We start from the raw sequence: 18,944 nt of genomic DNA on the forward strand, positions 1-18,944 counted from the left end.
CCTACGAAACTCCCCCGGTCGTTACAGTGACCGCCATGGCGACACAGGCGACAGGCACAGCCGCGGGAACGGCCTCCACGGCGGGCGGGCCCGGCCGGGCGCGGGCCTCGGCCAAGGGCGAGCAGACCCGGGCACGGCTGATCGCCGCGGCCCGCACCCTGCTCGCGGGCGACGGCGCCGGGCGGTTCACCACCCGCAACGTGGCCGCCCTGTGCGGGGTTTCGCACGGGATGTGCCACTACCACTTCGCCGACCGCACCGAGCTCGTCGTCGCGGTGGTCGAGGACATCCGGCCCGAGTGGATCACCCCGCTGGAAGAGGCGGTGGCCGGACCGGGTGGTTACGCCGAGCGCGCCGAGCGGGTCGTGGCGCTGCTCACCCGGCCCGAGAGCCCCGACCTGGCCCGACTGCACTCCGCCCTGCACTGGCTCGCCCTCAACGACGAACGCGTCCGCGCGAGCCTGGAGGCCGAGTACGCACGCTGGCGGGCCGCCTTCGTCGGGCTGTTCCGCTGCCTGGTGGACGAGCGCGGCGAGGACCGCGACCCGGTCCCCCTCGGTGAGGCCTTCGCCGCGGCCGTGGACGGGCTCGCCGCCATCGGGGCGCTCGACGGCACGGTGGACGACGAGCGGGTGCTGCGTACGCTGCTGGACTCGCTGTCGTCGGCCGGCTGACCGTTCGACCGCCCGCCGCCCCGGCCGGTCACGGGGTGGCGCCGGGCGCGACGGGCTGCTGCTGGGTGGCGCAGTGGATGCCCCCGCCGCCCGAGGCGATGTGGTTGATGTCGACCTGGGTGACCTTGCGGCCCGGGTGGAGGTCTCCGATGATGCCGGCCGCGCTGTCGTCGGTGGCCTGGTCGCCGAAGCGCGGGACGATGACGCCGCCGTTGCAGACGTAGTAGTTGACGTACGTGGCCAGGAAGTCCTTGCCCGCGCCCGGGATCCGGCCGATGTCGGGCTCGGGGAGGTCGACCACCCTGAGCGTGCGCCCCCTGGCGTCGGTCTGCGTCCGCAGCACCTGCAGCGCCTGCGCGGAGGCGGTGGTCCAGACGTCCGCCGGGGCGTCGGCGGCGGGGCGGTGCAGGACCACGGTGCCCGGCTCGGCGAAGCGGGCGAGGGCGTCGACGTGGCAGTCGGTGATGTCCTGCCCGGCGACGCCCTGGAACCAGATCACCTTCGAGACGCCGAGCAGCTCCCTGAGGCTCGCCTCGATCCGGTCGCGGGACGTGCCGGGGTTGCGGTTGCCGTTGACCCAGGAGCTCTCGGTGGCCATCAGCGTGCCCTCGCCGTCCACCTCGATGCCCCCGCCCTCGCCGGTGATCGGGGCCTGGATGCGGGGGATGCGGTAGTGGTCGAGGAGGTTGCGGGCGACCAGGGCGTCGTTGGCGTGGGTCTGTTTGCCGCCCCAGCCGTTGAAGTTGAAGTCGACCCCGGCGAGGCCCTGCGGGCCGGTGACGAAGGTCGGGCCGGTGTCCCGGGCCCACAGGTCGTCGACCTCCAGTTCGAGCACCTCGACCGAGGAGCCGCAGGCCTGCCGGGCCTGGGCCGCCTGGTCGGGGCGGGCCAGCAGGACGACCGGTTCGAAGCCGGCGATCGCCCGGGCCAGCCCCGCGATGTCCTGCCGGACCCCGGGCAGTTGGTCTCCCCACACCTCCTCCAGCGCCGGCCAGGCCATGAAGGTGCGGGTGTGCGGGCCGGACTCGGCCGGCATGGCCCACCCGCCGGCGGACGGGCTCGCGGACGGGGCCGCGCCCGAGGCCGTACCGCTCGGGCCCGGCCGCTCCTCCCCGCCACCGTCGGAGGAGCAGCCGCCGGTCAGCGCGAGGGCGGCGAGCACGGCCCCGGACCGCAGGAGTGAACGGCGGGACGGCCGGGGGTGAGCCATGGGGCCTCGTTTCGCTTGGGGTCGGGTTCGGCTCCGCAGGCTACTGACCGGGAGGTCGGACTCCGGCGCGGCGCGCACCCGCCGTTCGGGGGAATCCGCTCACGACGCCTCGGCGGCGGCTCCCCGGCCCGGGCCGTCCTACAGGGCGCGGCGCGCGGCGGCGATCCGGTCGGGATCCCAGCCGGGCCGGGGGACGGACTCCAGCAGCAGCCGGGTGTAGGCGTGCTGCGGGGAGTCCAGGACGCGGGCGGTGGGCCCGGATTCGACGATCCGTCCGTGACGCATGACGATGACCTCGTCAGTCACGCAGCGGACGACGCCGAGGTCGTGGGTGATGAACAGGTAGCCGATGCCGGTCTGTTCGCGGATGTCGGCGAGCAGGTTCAGGACCTGCGCCTGCACGGACACGTCCAGGGCGGCGACCGCCTCGTCCAGCACCAGGACGGCCGGCTGGACGGCCAGCGCCCGGGCGATGGCAACGCGTTGGCGCTGGCCGCCGGAGAGCCGGCCGGGCAGTGCGTCGGCCGCCCGGGTGCCGAGGCCGACCTGGTCGAGGAGTTCCCGGATCCGGGCCTCGTGGTCGGTGCCGGGGAAGTGCAGCCGGAGGGTCTCCCGGAGCACGGCCTCGACGCTGGTGCGCGGGTCCAGGGAGAGGTACGGGTCCTGGAAGACCATCTGGACCTCGCGGGCGCGGGCCAGCCGTTCGGTTCTCCCCCGCACCCGGCCGCCGCGGGCCCGGCCCCGGACGGTGACCCGCCCCCCGTCGGCCTGTTCGAGGCCGACGACGATCCGGGCGGTGGTGGTCTTGCCGGAGCCCGACTCCCCGACGATGCCGAGCGATCCGCCCGCCGCGAGCGTGAAGGAGACGTCGTCCACCGCCCGTACGGTGCCGAAGGTGCGGCGCAGTGCGGTGACCTCCAGTGCGGCCTCAGGCATCGGCGCGGCTCCCTTCGAGCGGGTGGTGGCAGGCGACCGGGTGGGTCACCGGGGTCTCCTCGCGGCACCGGGAGGTCGCGTACCGGCACCGCGCCGCGAACGCGCATCCCGTCAACTCCTCGCGCAGGTCCGGTGGTTGGCCTTCTATCGCGACGAGCCGGCGGTTCTCGGACTCCAGCCCGGGGGTGGAGGCCAGCAGCGCGGCGGTGTAGGGGTGGCGGGGCCGGTCGAAGAGTTCCTCGGCGGGGCCGGTCTCGGCGATCCGCCCGGCGTACATGACGTACACCCGGTCGCTGATGGCGGCGGCGAGGCCGAGGTCGTGGGTGACGAACAGCAGGCCGGTGCCGAAGCGCCGGCGCAGCTTCCCGAGGAGGGCGACGACCTCGGCCTGGCTGGTGACGTCGAGCGCGGTGGTGGGCTCGTCGGCGAGCAGCAGGACCGGGTCGCCCATCAGCGCAGCGGCGATCATGACGCGTTGGAGCATGCCGCCGGAAAGCTGCCCGGGGTGGCGGCGCAGCAGTTCCGGGCCGAGGCCGACGGCGTCGAGCAGTTCGGCGGCGCGGCGGTCGGCGTCCTCCCGGCCCAGGGTGCCGGTGAGGCGGACGCTCTCGGTGAGGAAGTCGCCGATGCGGCGCAGCGGGTTGATGGCGGACCGGGGGTCCTGGAAGATCATGGCGGCCCGACCGGCGCGCAGGGCGCGCAGCCGGTCGGGGCCCATGGTCAGGACGTCCTGTCCGTCGACCAGGACGCTGCCCTCGGCGGTGGCGCCGGGCGGCAGCAGGCCGAGGGCGCTGCGGGAGGTGAGGCTCTTGCCGGAGCCGGACTCGCCGACCAGGGCGACGGTCTCCCCCGGGCCGACGGTGAGGTCGACCCCGTCGAGGACGGGTCGGGCGGTGCCGGGCAGCCGGAGCCGCAGGCCCCGGATGTCGAGGGCGTTCACGTGTTGCTCCGGTCGGTCGCTGCTGGGGTTCACGGGATCCTCCGGGCGACGCGGTCGGCCCATCGCTCGCCGACGACGTTGAAGGCGACGACGGTGAGCACGATGAGGACGCACGGCAGGATCGCGGAGAGCGGGTAGCCGTGCTGGATCGCGGTCTGGCCGTCGAAGACCATCCGCCCCCAGTCGGGGGTGAGCGCGGGGACGCCGAGCCCGAGGAAGGAGAGGCCCGCGAGGTCCATCAGGGCGTATCCGAAGTTGATCGTGGACTGGGCGAGGACGGTCGGGGCGATGTTGGGCAGGACGTGCCGCAGGCAGATCTGCGCGGTGGAGTGGCCCTGGACCTGGTAGGCGCTGACGTAGGGGCGGGCCCTTTCGGCGAGGACGAGCGAGCGGGTGAGCCGGGAGACGTACGGCAGGTAGGCGACCGCCAGGGCGATGACGGGGGCGAGCAGTCCCTCCCCGTACACCGAGACGATCAGGATGGCCAGCAGCATGCCGGGGAAGGCGAAGACGAGTTCGGTGCCGCGGGAGAGGACCGAGTCGAGCCAGCCGCCCCGCCAGCCCGCGGCCAGGCCGACGGCCACGCCCGCGACGGTGGAGAAGGCGACCACGCCGAGCGGGCCGAGCAGGGAGGTGCGGGCTCCGAGCAGGAGCCGGGAGAGGGTGTCGCGCCCGGCGGCGTCGACGCCGAGCGGGTGGTCGGGCGAGGGGCCGGCCAGGGCGTTGCCGAGGTCGACGCCGTTCGGGTCGTCCGGCGCGAGCCAGGGCGCGAGCAGGGCGGCGAGCACCACCAGGGCGACGATGCCGAGGCAGGCGAGGTGGAGCGGGGCGCGGGCGGCCTTGAGGCGGCCGAGGCCGGGCCGGCGGGCGAGGGCGACACTCATGCGTCGGTCCTCCTCGTGCCGAGGGCGACCCTGGGGTCGACCAGCGGGTGGAGCAGGTCGACGACCAGGTTCACGGCCATGAACAGGGCGACGACGAGCAGCGAGATGGCCTGGACGGTCGGGAAGTCCTTGGTGGTGGTGGACAGTTCGAGGAGCTGGCCGATGCCGCCGACGCTGAAGGCCGACTCCACCAGGACCGTGCAGACCAGCAGGGTGGAGACGACCAGGCCGCCGGTGGTCAGCACGGTGCCCAGCGAGTTGCGGAACACGTGGCGGCGGATCACCTCGCGTTCGGGCACGCCGCGGCTGCGGGCGACGGTGACGTGTTCGCCCTCCAGGGCGTCCAGCATCGCCGAGCGGGTGACCCGGGCGAGCATCCCGATCAGGTACAGCGCGAGGGCGATCGCCGGCAGGGTGAGGTGCCACAGCAGGTCGGGGAAGCCGTCGCCGGTGCCGCTGGTGGGGAACCAGCCCAGCCGGACCGCGAACAGGCCCTGGAGCAGGACCGCCGCGACGAAGGAGGGGGTGCCGACGGCGAGCGTGGTGGAGAGCAGGATCGCCGAGTCGGTCCGGCCGCCGCGCACCGCACCGATCCAGCCGAGCGCCAGGCCGATGACGACGACCACGACCAGGGCCATGGCGACCAGCGTCAGGGTGGCGGGCACCCGGTCGGCGAGCAGCGTGGAGACGTCGGTGCGGTAGGTGATGGAGCGTCCGAAGTCCCCCTGCAGCACTTGGCCGAGCCAGCGGAGGTACCGCACCAGGAACGGGTCGTCGAGGTGGTACTGGTCGTTGATCGCCTGGAGGGCCGCGGGTGAGGCCGACCGGCCCGACAGGAGGAAGCTCGCCGGGTTGCCCGGCGCCAGGTACATCGCGCCGAAGACCACGAAGGAGGCGGCGAGCAGGGTCGCGGCCATCTCCACCAGTCGCCGGGCGGCGAATCTCAGGAAGTTCACCGGGCGGCCCCCACGTCGGCGGCCCACGGGTAGTACATGTACGCGATGGTGGTGGGGGCGCCGGTGAGGCGCTTGTTCAGGAAGACGGCGGTGGGCCACTCGGCGACCGGGATCCAGAGCAGCTTCTCGGAAGCGGTCCGCTGGAGCTTCGCCTCGATCGCGCCGCGCGCGGCCGGGTCGTACTCGGCGGTGGCCCGGTCGACGAGGTCGTCGTACTCCTTGTCGCTGTACCCGGCGAAGTTCTGGTAGGCGCCGGTCCTGAAGTTGACGAGCAGGTCGAGCGGGTCGGTGATCGAGTCGTAGTACGTCTCGGGGAACAGGTCCAGGCCCTCGCGGGCCTTGGGGTCGGTGAACAGCGCGGTGAAGGCGTTCGGGGCGATCGTCCTCAGCCGGACGTCCAGGCCGATCCTCGCTCCGGCGGCCTGCACGGCGGTGGCGAGCAGGGAGACGTCCTGGCCGACGGTGCTGGTGGCGACGGTGACGGTCCGGCCCTCGGCGCCGGCCTCCTTGACCAGGGACCTGGCCCGGTCGATGTCCTGGGCGGTGGGGGCGAGGTGGTCGAAGGCCGTCCTGCGGACGTCGTCGGGGGCGCCGGCCCAGACGGCCCGGGTGGTGAGGGAGCCGGTGACGGTGCCGGCGCCGCCGAGGCCGGCCCTGACGAAGCCGGAGCGGTCGAGCGCCAGGGACAGCGCCTGGCGGACCCTCAGGTCGCCGAGCGGGCCCTGCATGCTGGTGACGTTGAGGTTGACGGTGCTCAGGCCCTCGCCGAAGTACAGGGTGCCGGCGCCGCTGCCGCGCAGCCGGTCGTAGCTCTCGGTCGGGATCAGGTAGCCGCCGTCGACGTCGCCGGTGAGCATCGCGTTGGTGCGGGCGGACGGGTCGGTGAGGAAGCTGAAGACGACCTTCTTCGACTTGGCCCTGGGGCCCCAGTAGCCGTCGAAGCGCTGGAGTTCGATGGACTGGCCCTTGGCCCAGGTGCCCAGCTTGAAGGGGCCGGTGCAGTCGAGGCCGCCGCTGGTGCCGTAGTCCTTGCCGGCCGCCTCCACCCCCGCCCTGGCGACGACCACGCCGGCGGCCGTCGCCATGTACTGGGGGAACTGGGAGTCGGGCTGCTTGAGCTTGACGGTGACCTGGAGCGGGCCGGTGGCGGTGACGGAGTCGACGTTCTGGAAGACCTGGGCCCAGGCGGGGGCGTTGTTCGGGTCGGTCTGCCGGCCGAGGCTGAACACGACGTCGTCGGCGGTCATCACCGTGCCGTCGTGGAAGTGCACGCCGGGGCGCAGGTCGTAGACCCAGGTGGTCGGGTCGGGGTTGGACGCCCGTTCGGCCAGTCCGGGGGCCAGGGTGAGCCGGGGGGTCCAGCGCATCAGGCTCTCGCAGACGTTGGCGAGCACGGTGTTCTGCGGGTAGTCGAAGGCCTGGACGTAGTCCAGGGTGGGCGGTTCGGCGTAGGTGGCCCAGGTGAAGGAGTCGAGGTCGCCCTGGGCCGGTGGGGTGTCGGCGGAGAGCTGTACCGCCGCCAGGCCGGCGCCACGGGGCGGGCCGGAGCAGGCGGTGACCAGGGCGGCGGCCGAGAGCAGGGCGGTGGCGAGGACGAGCCGGCGCCGGGGCGCGGTGCGTCTCGCGGGTGCGGTGGGAGTCATGTGGGGGTCTTCTCCGTTCGCCGGCGGGGGTCAGGCGCGATCGGCCGCGGCCGGCGCGGCGGCGGACTGCGTGGTGGCGGACGGCGCGGCGGCCGGGATCTGCTGGGTGATGCAGTGGACGCCGCCGCCGCCGTACGCGATCACCCGGGCGCGCACGCCGACGACCTTGCGGTCGGGGTAGGCGGCGGCGAGCACGGCCAGCGCCGCCGCGTCCTCGGGGTGGCCGGCGACCGGTACGACGACGCCGCCGTTGGCGAGGTAGAAGTTCAGGTAGCCGACCTCGACCTCCCGGCCGTCGACCTCGACGAAGGCGCTCTGCGGCAGGTCGACGATCTCGAAGGGCCGGCCCTGGGCGTCGGTGGAGTGCTCCAGCACGGTGCGGTTGGCCCGCATCCGCACGAAGTCCGGGTGCCCGGGATCGGCCGGGAGCTGCACCACGACCTTGCCGGGGGCGACGAAGGCGCAGACACCGTCCACGTGCCCGTCGGTCTCGGTGTCCAGCGCCCCGCCGTACGGCAGCCAGATGACCTTGGCGACACCGAGGCGCGCCTTCAGCTCGGCCTCGATCTCCTGCCGGGTCATCTCCGGGTTGCGGTTGGGGTGGAGCAGGCACTGCTCGGTGGTGATCAGCGTGCCCTCGCCGTCGACGGTGATCGCGCCGCCTTCGAGGATCATCTCGGAGCGGATCGCCGGGGTGCCGAGGTGCTCCAGCAGCAGGCCGCTGATCCGGTCGTCGGCGTCCCAGGGGCTGTGCTTGCGGCCCCAGGCGTTGAAGCGGAAGTCCACGCCGGCCCGGCGGCCGTCGCCGTCGAGGACGAAGATCGGCGCGGAGTCGCGGAACCAGGAGTCGTCGGTGGGCAGTTCGACGACGGTGAGGTCCGCGTCCGTGCCGCAGTGGGCACGCGCGTCGTCACCGTGTCCGGGCGGGGCCACCATGGTGACCGCCTCGAACTCCGCGATGGCGCGGGCGACCGCCGCGTACTCGCGCTTCACCTCGGCCAGGGTGTCGCCCCACAGGTCCGGGCGGACGGGCCAGGCCATCAGGCAGCCCTCGTGCTCGGTCCACTCTGCGGGCATTCGGTACGTCACGGGAAACCTCTTCCGGTCGGGGTGTGGGAAGTGCCCGCATCCTCCACCGTACTGAAAATTCAGTCAAGCTTTTGTCCCGTGGTTGGCGCCGACCCCTGAAAGAATCATCAGGACGTGCTCCGACCGGCCGGAGGGCCCGGTAGAGTGGACGACCATGTCGGATCGTCGGACGGAAATACTCAAGGCCTCGACCCGGGTGATCGCCCGACGCGGCGTACGCGGACTGCGGGTGAACGAACTGGCGGACGAGGCCGGGGTGTCCGCCTCGCTGATCTACTACCACTTCACCGACCGGGCCGGCCTGCTGCGCCGGACGCTGGAGTTCATCAGCGACCGCGCCGACCGCTACACCGCCGACGAGGACCCGGCACCGCGGGGCGGGGACCCCCTCGCCGACCTGGAGCAGGTGCTGCTCCTGGAACTCCAGGACACCGCCGAGGTGCGGGAGAACAGCACGGCCTGGGGCGAGTTGAGGGCGACCGCGGTCTTCGAGCCGGAGCTCCGCGAGGACCTCGCGAGGAGCACCCACACCTGGGTGCACGACGTCGCCGAGCTGCTCGCCCGGGCCGACCCGTGCGGCACCGCCCCGGCCCACGCGGCGGCGGCCGAGCGGCTGACCGCACTCGTCGAGGGCCTGAGCGTGCGCTGGCTCAGCGGCTCCCTGCCGGCCGAGCACGCCCGCCGCCTGCTGCGCGGGGCGATCGAGGCGGAGCTGGGGCGCGCACCGCAGGACACCGGACCGGGCCGCGGAGCCGGATTGGGCCGATCCTGACGAAGCCTCTAAACTCGGCGAGTCCGCGCCAGCCGTGCGCCCGCTTCCGGGCCGTCGGCCCCGCGCGTCCCGACTCCCCGACCGCCGAGAGAGGCAGCCCGCATGCCCGCTGACCGATCCCCGTCCGCCCTCCAGCCGGTCTTCCAGGAGCTGACCCCGGACGACCCGCGCGAGGTCGGCGGCTACCGGCTGTACGCGCGGCTCGGAGCGGGCGGCATGGGCCGGGTCTACCTCTCGTACACCCCGGGCGGGCGGCCGGTCGCGCTCAAGGTGGTGCGGCCCGAACTCGCCGAGGACCCGGAGTTCCGCGCCCGCTTCGCCCAGGAGGTGGCCAGCGCCAGACGCATCCACGGCCTGTTCACCGCCCAGCTCGTGGACGCCGGTGTGGAGGCCGCCACGCCGTGGCTGGCCACCACGTACGTGCCGGGCCCGTCCCTGCAGCAGGTGGTGCGGCGCTTCGGCCCGCTTCCCGAACGAACGGTCCTGCTGCTGATCGCCGGCATCGCCGAGGCGCTGCAGGCGATCCACGCCACCGGGGTGGTGCACCGCGACCTCAAGCCGGGCAACGTGCTGATCGCCCCGGACGGCCCCCGGGTGATCGACTTCGGCATCGCCCGGGCCGCCGACGCCACCGCGCTCACCGGCACCGGACTGCGTATCGGATCCCCCGCCTACATGGCGCCCGAACAGGCGATGGGCCGGCCCGCGACCCCGGCCACCGACGTGTACGCCCTCGGGGCCCTGGCCGTCCACGTCGCCGGCGGCAACCCGCCCTTCGGTGACGGGCCCGACCCGTCCACGCTCTACCGGACCGTCCACGAGGAGCCGGACCTCGGCCCGGCCCCGGCGGGCCTGCGCGACCTGCTGCTGCACTGCCTCGCCAAGCGGCCCGAGGACCGGCCGACCACCATCGAGGTGATCGCCGCCGCCCGGAACCACCCGGCGGTCGGCGGCCACCTCAGGTTCGGCGACGACTGGCTGCCGCACCCGCTGACCAGCCAGATCACCCAGCACGCCCACCTGCCGCAGGTGCCGGCCGAGGCCGCGCCGGGCGACTCCGGCGGGCACGGCGGCACCGGCGGGCACGGCGACCGGACGGCCGAGCCCGGCTGGGCCTCGGCCCGTACGGTCCTCGCCCCGGCGGCCGTCCCGACCCCCACCGTCCTCGCTTCCGGGCCGGTGCCGCCGCCCTCGGTGTCCGGCTCCGGGCCGGTACCGCCCCCCTCGGCGTCCGGCTCCGGGCCGGTGCCCCCGGCCGAGGGCGGCCCGGCAAGACCCGCCCGGGCCGGCCGAGGCCGCGGACGGGCCCTCGGACGAACGGCGCTGACCGCCGCCGTGGCCCTGACCGTCGGCGCCGCGGCGGCGGTGTTCCTGCTCGACGACCCGGACCAGGTGGAGGCCGCGCCCGCCGACGCCCCGGTCTCCGGATCCGCCGCGCCGGGCACCCCCGCGCCATCCGTCCCGGCAGCGCCCGCCGGAACCCCGTCCCCCACCCGGACGGCCCCGGCCGCACCGACCGCCACCGCGCCGCCGCCCGCCGCCGGCTACGCCCCCGGCTACCGCGGGGTCGAGCTGACCTCGCCGGATTCCGGCCACGAGTTCGACCTCGCCACGGCCGCGGTCGTCCCGGCCGACAGCGCGACCTGGTACGTCGGCCGCGGCGACGGCGAGTTCCTCCTCCCGGAGGCCGCCGACTCCTTCGTCGGCCGGGACACCGGCCTGGGCCTCGCCGACTGCCTCAAGGGGCTCGGCAGCCGTCCGGCCGGGCATGTGCCGTTCAGTGCCGTCGGGCCGCGCGGCGCGTTCTGCGTCCGGTCCGCGGACGGCCGGGACCTCGCCGTGGTCCGGGTGCTGTCGACCGCCGGCGCGGACGGGCCGGTCAAGGTGTCCGTGGACCAGTACCGCCGCAACGGCTGAGAGCCGCCGTTCCCGCACCGGGTGGTCGGGGAACGGCGGCTCTTCGATGCCCTTCGGACGGCTTCGCCGACAAGCTTGACTGATTTTTCAGTCAATGTAAGAGTGCAGGTCCCGGCGATGCCGGAGCCTCCTGAACCACCCCAGCCCCACCGGAGTCCAGCGTGTCCCAGTCCTCCCTCGCCCGCCGCACGGTCCTGCGCTCGCTCGCCGGCGCCGGTGCGATCGCCCTCGGTGCGACCGCCTGCGCCGCCGCCGGTGACGACCCGGCCGGCTCCGCGGCTCCGACGGACACCGGCGGCCCCGGCCAGGCGTCCACCCAGGTGCCCGCACAGCCCTCCGCCCCCGCCCCGGCTCCCGCCCGCGGACGCCGGCTCGGCGGCGAGTGGGAGAAGCACGAGCGGACCTTCATGGCCTGGCCCGCCTCCGAGAACGTCTGGGGCGAGCAGCTCGGGTCCGTCCGCCGGGACATCGCCTCGGTGGCCAGGGCCATCGGCGAGCGCGAACCGGTGGTCCTGCTTGTCCGCCCCGGCCAGGAGGCCTCGGCCCGCAACGCCTGCGGCTCGGCCGTCGAGCTGCTCTCCGTCCCCGTGGACGACCTGTGGGCCCGCGACACCGTCCCGGTCTTCGTGGAGGAGGGCGGAAGGGTCCGGGGCGTCGACTTCAACTTCAGCGGCTGGGGCGGCAAGCAGGAGCACACCAATGACGGCCGGATCGCCCGCGCCGTCCTGGAGAAGTACGGGATCGAACGGGTCGAGACCCCGGTCACCGCCGAGGGCGGCTCCTTCGAGACCGACGGCGAGGGCACCCTGCTGGTCACCGAGAGCTCCGTCGTCAACGACAACCGCAACCCGGGCCGCACCCGCGAGGAGATCGAGGCGGAGCTCAAGCGGGTGCTGGGCCTGACCAAGGTGATCTGGCTGGCGGGTGTGAAGGGCAAGGACATCACCGACGCCCACGTCGACTGCCTCGCCCGGTACGCCGCCCCCGGGGTCGTCCTGCTGGACCGGGCGTTCCCCGGCACCCCGCCGGACGTCTGGTCCCGCTCGGCCGACCAGGCCCGCGCCGTCCTCGCCGAGGCCACCGACGCCGCCGGCCGCAAGCTCAGGGTGATCGAGATCAGCCAGCCCGACCCGGACCGGATCACCGGCCGCGGCGACGCCTTCGTCTCCTCGTACATGAACTTCTACATCGGCAACAAGGGCGTCTACCTGCCGAAGTTCGGCGACGCCAGGGCCGACGGCCACGCCCAGGAGGTCTTCAAGGAGCAGTTCCCGGACCGCGAGATCGTCCCCCTGTCCATCGACACCATCGCCGGCGGCGGGGGTGGCATCCACTGCGCCACCCACGACCAGCCCGCCGGCTGACCCCGCCCCGTTCCGCCCGTTCCGCCCGCCTCGCACCGAGGGAGAAGGGAACCCCCGTGCAGCTGACCCCCACCGAACGCGACCGGCTGCTGATCTTCACGGCCGCCGAACTCGCCCGCGCCCGCCGCGCCCGCGGCCTGCGGCTCAACGTCCCCGAAGCCGTCGCGCTGATCTCGGACACCGTCTGCGAGGCCGCCCGCGACGGCCTCCGGCTGGCCGAGGCCGTCCGGCGGGGGCGCTCCGTCCTCGCCGCCGCCGACGTGCTGCCCGGCGTCCCCGACCTGGTCACCGAGATCCAGGTGGAGGCCGTCTTCGAGGACGGCACCCGGCTCGCCGTCATCGCCGACCCGTTCGGCGGCGGCACCCTCGGCGAGGCCGCGCCCGGCGCGGTGCTCCCCGACGGCCGTACCGCGCCCGAGCCGGAGCCCGTGCGCGTCCTCGCCGTGCGCAACACCGCGGACGTGCCCATCTCGGTCACCTCGCACTTCCACTTCTTCGAGGTCAACCCGCGTCTGGCCTTCGACCGGGCCGCCGCCTACGGCACCCACCTGGCCGTCCCGGCCGGCTCCTCGGTGCGCTTCGACCCCGGCGCCACCGTCGAGGTCGGCCTGGTGCCGATCGGCGGCGAACGGGTCGCGATCGGCTTCGCCGGACTCGTGGACGGCCCGCTGGACTCGCCGCGGGCCCGGCGGGAGGCCCTGCGCAGGGCGGCCGAACAGGGCTACCTCGGAGCAGTCGACGACGAACGGGAGAACCAGCGGTGAGCAGCAGCATCGAAGCGTCCGAGTACACCGCCGTGCACGGCCCGCGCGCCGGGGACCGGGTCCGGCTCGGCGACAGCGGACTGGTCGTCCGGGTCGAGTCCGACTCCCAGCGACCGGGCGACGAGTTCCTCGTCGGCTTCGGCAAGACCGCCCGCGACGGCCTGCACCTCAAGGCCGCCGCCGTCCGGGACACCTGCGACCTCGTCATCAGCAACGTGCTGGTGATCGACGCCGTCCAGGGCATCCGCAAGACCTCGATCGGCATCCGGGAGGGCCGGATCGCCTCGATCGGCCGGGCCGGCAACCCGGACACCCTGGACGGCGTGGACGTGGTCGTCGGCACCGGAACGGCCATCGTCTCCGGCGAGGGCCTGATCGCGACCGCCGGTGCCATCGACACCCACGTCCACCTGATGTCCCCGCGGATCATGGAGGCCTCGCTGGCCTCCGGCGTCACCACGATCATCGGCCAGGAGTTCGGCCCCGCCTGGGGAGTCGGCGTCAACTCCCCCTGGGCGCTGCGCCACGCCTTCAACGCCTTCGACGCCTGGCCCGTCAACATCGGCTTCCTGGGCCGCGGTTCGTCCTCCCATCCCGCTCCCCTCGTCGAGGCCCTCGCCGAGGGCGGGGCCTGCGGCTTCAAGGTGCACGAGGACATGGGCGCCCACACCCGCGCCCTGGACACCGCGCTGTCCGTCGCCGAGGCCCACGACGTCCAGGTGGCCCTGCACACCGACGGGTTGAACGAGTGCCTCTCCGTCGAGGACACCCTGAGCGTGCTGGAGGGCCGGACCATCCACGCCTTCCACATCGAGGGCTGCGGCGGCGGGCACGTCCCCAACGTGCTGAAGATGGCCGGTGTGCCGAACGTCATCGGCTCCTCCACCAACCCCACCCTGCCCTTCGGCCGGGACGCGGTGGCCGAGCACTACGGCATGATCGTCTCCGTCCACGGGCTGAAGACCGACCTGCCCGGCGACGCCGCGATGGCCCGCGACCGCATCCGGGCCGGCACGATGGGCGCCGAGGACGTCCTGCACGACCTCGGCGCCATCGGCATCACCTCCTCCGACGCCCAGGGCATGGGCCGGGCCGGCGAGACGGTGCGCCGCACCTTCGCCGTGGCCGGGAAGATGAAGGCCGAGCGCGGCCCGCTGGAGGGCGACGGCCCGGACGACGACAACGAGCGCGTGCTGCGCTACATCGCCAAGCTCACCGTCAACCCGGCGATCGCCCACGGCCTCTCCCACGAGGTCGGCTCGATCGAGGTCGGCAAGCTCGCCGACATCGTGCTGTGGCAGCCGGCCTCCTTCGGCGCCAAGCCGCAGCTGGTCCTCAAGGCCGGCTTCCCCGCCTACGGCGTCACCGGCGACCCCAACGCCGCCACCGAGACCTGCCAACCCCTCGTCCTGGGGCCCCTGTTCGGCGCCCACGGCGCCACCCCGGCCGACCTCTCCGTCGCCTTCACCAGCCGCGCCGCCGCCGAGTCCGGCACCCGGGACCGCCCCCACGACACCATGACCACCCGGCGCCGTCGCGTCGCCGTCCGCCACACCCGCGGCATCGGTCCGCGCGACATGGTCCGCAACACCCGCCTCGGCGAGGTCCTCGTCGACCCGCGCGAGGGGCTCGTCACCCTCGACGGCACACCGTTGCGGTCCTCCCCCGCCGAGGAGGTCCCGCTGAACCGCCTCTACTTCCTCTGAACGCGTACGCCGCCGCCCCGGGCACGTGGGTGTGCCCGGGGCGGCGGCGTACCGGGGGCGTCAGCGGGTGAGGATGCCCGGGTCGGAGAGGCCGGGGGCGCCGGTCTCGACGTGGCCGGCGAGCCGGCGCACGAAGTCGGCGGTCGCGCCGGAGGTGACGGTGACGTCGTACCAGTTGCGGCAGGCGCTCAGGTCGACGGTGCTGGTGACGGTGGCACCCCGGCGGACGGTGAGGGTCTGCGGCGTGCCGCCGTAGGCATTGGTGAGGGTGAGCACGACGTCGGCGCCGCCCGCGTTGGTGAGGGTCAGGTCGAGGTTGCCGGTGGCCGGGTTGTGGCGGGCGGTGACCTCGGGCCCGGCCGTCTTGCCGGGGTTGCGGAAGCGGCGCAGGAAGCCGTTGGGGCCGAACACGGTCAGGTCCGTGACGCCGCCGGAGTACGTGGTGTTCCAGGCGTCCGCGATCGTCTTGCCGGCCTCCGTGGTGTAGGTCCACGGGCCGTCGGTGCGGTTGGGTGAGGTGACCAGGAACTGGCCGCCGGCCGCCGTGCCCGCGCTGAAGGTGAGCCGGTACTTGCCCGTGCCGGTGTCGGCCGCCCCGTCCACGTAGGGCGCGTACGCCAGCGGGCGGGTGGGCTTCGCCCCCGGCTCCTGCCTCGGCATGGTGCCGGTGGCGGGCGGGGTGGGCACGTAGTCGGGGTGCCGGTTGCGGTCCTGCGGGGCGTAGCCGGCCGTGGAGGGGAGCGCTGCCGGGGTCGCGTTCGACGCGGTGAAGTCGAAGGCGGAGGTCAGGTCGCCGCAGATGGCGCGCCGCCAGGGCGAGATGTTGGGCTCCAGGACGCCGAAGCGGCGTTCCATGAAGCGGATGATCGAGGTGTGGTCGAAGGTCTCCGAGCAGCTGTAGCCGCCGGTGCTCCAGGGCGAGACGACCAGCATCGGCACCCGCTGGCCGAGTCCGTACGGCCCGGCCGAGTAGCCGATGCTGCCGCCGTGGTAGTCGGTGCCGGTTGCCACGGTGGACAGGCCCTGTGAGGCGGAGGAGGGTGGGAACGGCGGCACGACGTGGTCGAAGAAGCCGTCGTTCTCGTCGTAGGTGATGAACAGCGCGGTCTTCGCCCACACGGCGGGGTTGGACGTCAGCGCGTCCAGCACCTGGGAGACGTACCAGGCGCCGTAGTTGGCGGGCCAGTTGGGGTGCTCGGTGAACGCCTCGGGGGCGGCGATCCAGGAGATCTGCGGCAGGGTGCCGGCCTGCACGTCGCGCCGCAGCTGGTCGAACAGGCCGTCGCCCGCCTTGGCGTTGGTGCCGGTGCGGGCCTTGTCGTACAGCGGGTCGCCGGGCTTGGCGTTGCGGTAGTTGTTGAAGTAGAGCAGCGAGTTGTCGCCGTAGTTGCCGCGGTACGCGTCGCCGATCCAGCCCCAGGATCCGCCCGCGTCCAGTCCGTCGCCGATGTCCTGGTAGATCCTCCAGGAGACTCCGGCCTTCTCCAGTCGCTCGGGGTAAGTCGTCCAGGTGTAGCCGGCCTCCTGGTTGCCGAGGACCGGGCCGTTGCCGGTGACGCCGTTGCCGGTGCAGCCCGTCCACATGTAGTAGCGGTTCGGGTCGGTGGAGCCGATGAACGAGCAGTGGTAGGCGTCGCAGATGGTGAACGCGTCGGCGAGCGCGTAGTGGAAGGGGATGTCGTCGCGGGTCAGGTAGGCCATCGTGGTGGCCGTCTTGGCGGGGACCCACTGGTCGTACTTGCCGCTGTTGAAGGCCTTGTGGCCGCCGGCCCAGTCGTGGTTGAGGTCCTGGACGAACTGCATCCCGAGGTCGCTGACCTGGGGGCGGAACGGCAGCACCTCCCGTTTGAGGGCGTCCGTCTGGTGCCACACCGACTTGCCGCTCGGCAGGGTGACCGGGCGGGGGTCGCCGAAGCCGCGGACGCCCTTCAGCGCCCCGAAGTAGTGGTCGAAGGAACGGTTCTCCTGCATCAGCACGACGATGTGCTCGACGTCCTGGATCGTGCCGGTGCTCCCCTGCGGGGCGATGGACGCGGCGCGCGCGATGCTCTGCGACAGTGACGAGAACGCGACGGTCGCGCCCGCGAGTTGGAGGAATCGGCGGCGGTTCAGCTCAGCCATGGGTGGGTTGACCTCTGCATGTCAGGAACGAGGGTGGAGGACGGCGCCCACAAGGACAGCGGGTGCGGGGTACCGTCCGGAGGACCGTTCATGACTGCCCGCCGTACAGCAGAAGAACGCATCGAGTTGTACGGACAAGACCTGAGCGAGGCCTGAGGCGGACACAGGTGGTCCCGTGCGGGTGTGCGGCCGGAGAACTCCGACCGCACACCCGCACGGGACCACCCGGGCCGGGACGTCAGCTGCCGGCGTCGGCCGCCACGGGCTCGGCCTGCACCGGCACCCCGGCCGGCCGGCGCTGCGCCGCGCGGACGCCGGTGAGCTGGAGGACCAGGCCGAGCAGGGCGGCTCCGGCGGCGAACAGCGGGAGGACGGCACCGTCCCAGTCGAGGGAGAAGGCGATGCCGCCGAGACCGGAGCCCACCGCGCTGCCGAGGTAGAGGGCGGACTCGTTCAGCGCGACGGCGACCGGGCCGCCGCGGTCCCCCCGGGCCAGCAGCAGGTCGTTCTGCTGCGGGACCTGGAGCGCCCAGCCCACCGCTCCCCACACCGCGATGGGCAGCAGGGCGAGCAGCGGGGTGACCGTCGCGGCGGGGCGCAGCAGGGCGAGGGAGGCGGTGAGCAGGACGAGGATGCCGACGACCAGCGAGTACGGGCGCCGAACCCGGTCCACCAGCGGGCCGATGAGGAAGCTGCCGATGACGCCGCCGATGCCCCAGGCCCACAGGTAGGGCGTGATGTTGTCGACGCCGCCCATGATGTCGCTCGCCATGACGGGCGCGAAGTAGGTGTAGAGGCCGAGGCTGGCGACGGCGGCGAGGAAGGACACGCCGACGATGGAGGCGACCCGGGGGTCGGTGACCACCTGGGCGCGCTGACGCAGCGTCACCGAGGTGGTGGCGGGCAGGACGGGCAGCCGCAGGGCGAGTCCGGCGAAGGAGACCAGGCCGATGGCGGTGACCAGCCACAGCGTGGTGCGCCAGCCGGAGTGCTGGGCGATGAAGACACCGAGCGGCACGCCGATCACGGTGCCGGAGCTCATCCCGCCCATGATGACGGCGAGGGCGCGGCCGCGGCGCTTCTCGTCGACGAGGGACGCGGCGGCCGAGGCGGCGAGCGCGAGGTAGAGGCCGGCGCCGACACCGGCGAAGGCCCGGGCGACCAGCAGCAGGCCGAGCGAGCCGGCGATCGCGCTGCCGGCGTTCGCGAGGGAGAAGACCGCGAGGGAGCCGAGCAGGCCGAGCCGGACCCGCGACGCGGACAGCAGGGTGGCGAAGATGGGCGAGGCGATGGCGTAGGCGAGGGTGAAGGTGGTGACCATCTGTCCGGCGGCCGACACGGAGGCGTGGAAGTCGTCGGCGATGACGGGCAGCAGGCCGGCCGTGACGTAGGCGTCGAGACCGAGCGCGAAGGCTCCGAGTCCGAGGAGGTAGACGAGTTTCACTGGCGCCCCAATGTTTGATAGTCGCGGTACATAGATACATAGTGCGAGGGCGCGGCTCCGCCGCAAGCTCGGCGTCACTTTTCAGCCATCCGGACCCGGCCTTGATCGGATGTGCGATTCTTGGCGGGTGCGCCGCTACTTCCACCCGGACCCCAAGGACATCCGACTGCCCGCCGTCCTCTTCGCGTTGAGCGACGCGACCAGGCTGGGCATCGTGCTGACCCTGTCCGACGGCAGGGAACACACGGCCGGTGAACTCGGCGGTGACATAGCCAAGTCCACGATGACCCACCACCTGAAGATCCTCCGGGAGGCCGGAGTGCTCTGGGTCCGCTCCGAGGGGACGCGCTGCTTCAACTCGCTGCGCACGGCCGACCTGGAGCAGCGCTACCCCGGCCTCCTCGACCACCTGCTCGGCTCCGCCACGCGGGACGGTTACGGAGCCGCCGGCGCCCGCGGCGAGGACCGCCCCGCCCTCCCGGGCGCGGGCCGGGCCGGGGCCGCGGCCGGCACCGACTGAACGG

Annotated in this window: 16 protein-coding genes; 7 read left to right on the plus strand and 9 right to left on the minus strand. The window is 73.6% G+C overall.

All coding sequences use genetic code 11. The annotated features are described in order from the left end of the window. Positions 1 to 35: 35 nt before the first annotated feature. Positions 36 to 674, plus strand: coding sequence for a TetR/AcrR family transcriptional regulator (locus ACGF13_RS38950; protein ID WP_392884277.1), 639 nt, complete (start codon positions 36 to 38; stop codon positions 672 to 674). A 28-nt stretch (positions 675 to 702) separates the two neighbouring features. Here the strand turns inward: ACGF13_RS38950 and ACGF13_RS38955 are convergent, their stop codons facing one another. From ACGF13_RS38955 to ACGF13_RS38985, 7 genes are all read right to left on the minus strand, one after another. Continuing rightward, on the minus strand, positions 703 to 1,884 hold the full coding sequence (locus tag ACGF13_RS38955) for an agmatine deiminase family protein (RefSeq protein ID WP_392884278.1): 1,182 nt from the start codon (positions 1,882 to 1,884) through the stop codon (positions 703 to 705). Positions 1,885 to 2,022: 138 nt separating this feature from the next. After that, the gene (locus ACGF13_RS38960) at positions 2,023 to 2,820 is read right to left on the minus strand and encodes an ABC transporter ATP-binding protein (RefSeq protein WP_392884279.1); all 798 of its coding nucleotides are present in this window, start codon (positions 2,818 to 2,820) and stop codon (positions 2,023 to 2,025) included. Further along, entirely contained in the window at positions 2,813 to 3,793 is a 981-nt protein-coding gene (locus ACGF13_RS38965) for an ABC transporter ATP-binding protein (RefSeq protein ID WP_392884281.1), read from the minus strand. Before ACGF13_RS38965 ends, ACGF13_RS38960 begins: the two co-directional genes overlap by 8 nt. Beyond that, positions 3,790 to 4,644, minus strand: a complete 855-nt coding sequence (locus ACGF13_RS38970; protein ID WP_392884282.1) for an ABC transporter permease — start codon at positions 4,642 to 4,644, stop codon at positions 3,790 to 3,792. The genes ACGF13_RS38965 and ACGF13_RS38970 overlap by 4 nt, the downstream gene beginning before the upstream one ends. Further along, positions 4,641 to 5,600, minus strand: coding sequence for an ABC transporter permease (locus tag ACGF13_RS38975; protein WP_392884284.1), 960 nt, complete (start codon positions 5,598 to 5,600; stop codon positions 4,641 to 4,643). Before ACGF13_RS38975 ends, ACGF13_RS38970 begins: the two co-directional genes overlap by 4 nt. After that, positions 5,597 to 7,243: an ABC transporter substrate-binding protein gene (locus ACGF13_RS38980; protein ID WP_392884286.1), complete on the minus strand. Its 1,647-nt coding sequence runs from the start codon at positions 7,241 to 7,243 to the stop codon at positions 5,597 to 5,599. Before ACGF13_RS38980 ends, ACGF13_RS38975 begins: the two co-directional genes overlap by 4 nt. Before the next feature lie 30 nt (positions 7,244 to 7,273). Next, the gene (locus ACGF13_RS38985; RefSeq protein ID WP_392884287.1) at positions 7,274 to 8,332 is read right to left on the minus strand and encodes an agmatine/peptidylarginine deiminase; all 1,059 of its coding nucleotides are present in this window, start codon (positions 8,330 to 8,332) and stop codon (positions 7,274 to 7,276) included. Positions 8,333 to 8,486: 154 nt separating this feature from the next. Between ACGF13_RS38985 and ACGF13_RS38990 the strand changes: the two genes are divergently transcribed. The 5 genes from ACGF13_RS38990 to ACGF13_RS39010 all read left to right on the plus strand — a co-directional run bounded on the left by ACGF13_RS38990 (position 8,487) and on the right by ACGF13_RS39010 (position 14,855). Next, a complete protein-coding gene (locus tag ACGF13_RS38990) occupies positions 8,487 to 9,104 on the plus strand; it encodes a TetR/AcrR family transcriptional regulator (protein ID WP_392884288.1) in 618 nt (205 codons plus the stop codon). A 102-nt stretch (positions 9,105 to 9,206) separates the two neighbouring features. After that, complete coding sequence (locus tag ACGF13_RS38995; RefSeq protein WP_392884290.1) at positions 9,207 to 11,021, plus strand: serine/threonine-protein kinase; 1,815 nt, start codon at positions 9,207 to 9,209, stop codon at positions 11,019 to 11,021. Between the two features lie 161 nt (positions 11,022 to 11,182). Then, the gene (locus ACGF13_RS39000; RefSeq protein WP_392884291.1) at positions 11,183 to 12,385 is read left to right on the plus strand and encodes an agmatine/peptidylarginine deiminase; all 1,203 of its coding nucleotides are present in this window, start codon (positions 11,183 to 11,185) and stop codon (positions 12,383 to 12,385) included. A gap of 56 nt (positions 12,386 to 12,441) precedes the next feature. After that, a complete protein-coding gene (ureA, locus tag ACGF13_RS39005) occupies positions 12,442 to 13,149 on the plus strand; it encodes an urease subunit gamma (RefSeq protein WP_392884292.1) in 708 nt (235 codons plus the stop codon). Further along, positions 13,146 to 14,855, plus strand: coding sequence for an urease subunit alpha (locus ACGF13_RS39010; protein ID WP_392884293.1), 1,710 nt, complete (start codon positions 13,146 to 13,148; stop codon positions 14,853 to 14,855). Before ureA ends, ACGF13_RS39010 begins: the two co-directional genes overlap by 4 nt. A gap of 60 nt (positions 14,856 to 14,915) precedes the next feature. On the opposite strand, the gene ACGF13_RS39015 is transcribed toward ACGF13_RS39010, so the two are convergent. Further along, the gene (locus ACGF13_RS39015; RefSeq protein WP_392884294.1) at positions 14,916 to 16,976 is read right to left on the minus strand and encodes a phosphocholine-specific phospholipase C; all 2,061 of its coding nucleotides are present in this window, start codon (positions 16,974 to 16,976) and stop codon (positions 14,916 to 14,918) included. A gap of 238 nt (positions 16,977 to 17,214) precedes the next feature. Further along, complete coding sequence (locus tag ACGF13_RS39020; protein WP_392884296.1) at positions 17,215 to 18,420, minus strand: MFS transporter; 1,206 nt, start codon at positions 18,418 to 18,420, stop codon at positions 17,215 to 17,217. A gap of 109 nt (positions 18,421 to 18,529) precedes the next feature. On the opposite strand from ACGF13_RS39020, the gene ACGF13_RS39025 reads away from it, so the two are divergent. Next, positions 18,530 to 18,940: an ArsR/SmtB family transcription factor gene (locus ACGF13_RS39025; protein ID WP_392884298.1), complete on the plus strand. Its 411-nt coding sequence runs from the start codon at positions 18,530 to 18,532 to the stop codon at positions 18,938 to 18,940. Positions 18,941 to 18,944: the final 4 nt, after the last annotated feature.

It is taken from the genome of Kitasatospora sp. NPDC048286 (assembly GCF_043201735.1).
In the GTDB taxonomy this organism is placed as follows: domain Bacteria; phylum Actinomycetota; class Actinomycetes; order Streptomycetales; family Streptomycetaceae; genus Kitasatospora.

Coding starts and splice junctions, on each gene's coding strand:
- ACGF13_RS38970 (WP_392884282.1), bottom strand. CDS start 4,644: ATGAGTGTCGCCCTCGCCCGCCGGCCCGGCCTCGGCCGCCTCAAGGCC.
- ACGF13_RS39015 (WP_392884294.1), bottom strand. CDS start 16,976: ATGGCTGAGCTGAACCGCCGCCGATTCCTCCAACTCGCGGGCGCGACC.
- ACGF13_RS39025 (WP_392884298.1), top strand. CDS start 18,530: ATGTGCGATTCTTGGCGGGTGCGCCGCTACTTCCACCCGGACCCCAAG.
- ACGF13_RS38990 (WP_392884288.1), top strand. CDS start 8,487: ATGTCGGATCGTCGGACGGAAATACTCAAGGCCTCGACCCGGGTGATC.
- ACGF13_RS38995 (WP_392884290.1), top strand. CDS start 9,207: ATGCCCGCTGACCGATCCCCGTCCGCCCTCCAGCCGGTCTTCCAGGAG.
- ACGF13_RS38960 (WP_392884279.1), bottom strand. CDS start 2,820: ATGCCTGAGGCCGCACTGGAGGTCACCGCACTGCGCCGCACCTTCGGC.
- ACGF13_RS38950 (WP_392884277.1), top strand. CDS start 36: ATGGCGACACAGGCGACAGGCACAGCCGCGGGAACGGCCTCCACGGCG.
- ACGF13_RS38955 (WP_392884278.1), bottom strand. CDS start 1,884: ATGGCTCACCCCCGGCCGTCCCGCCGTTCACTCCTGCGGTCCGGGGCC.
- ACGF13_RS38980 (WP_392884286.1), bottom strand. CDS start 7,243: ATGACTCCCACCGCACCCGCGAGACGCACCGCGCCCCGGCGCCGGCTC.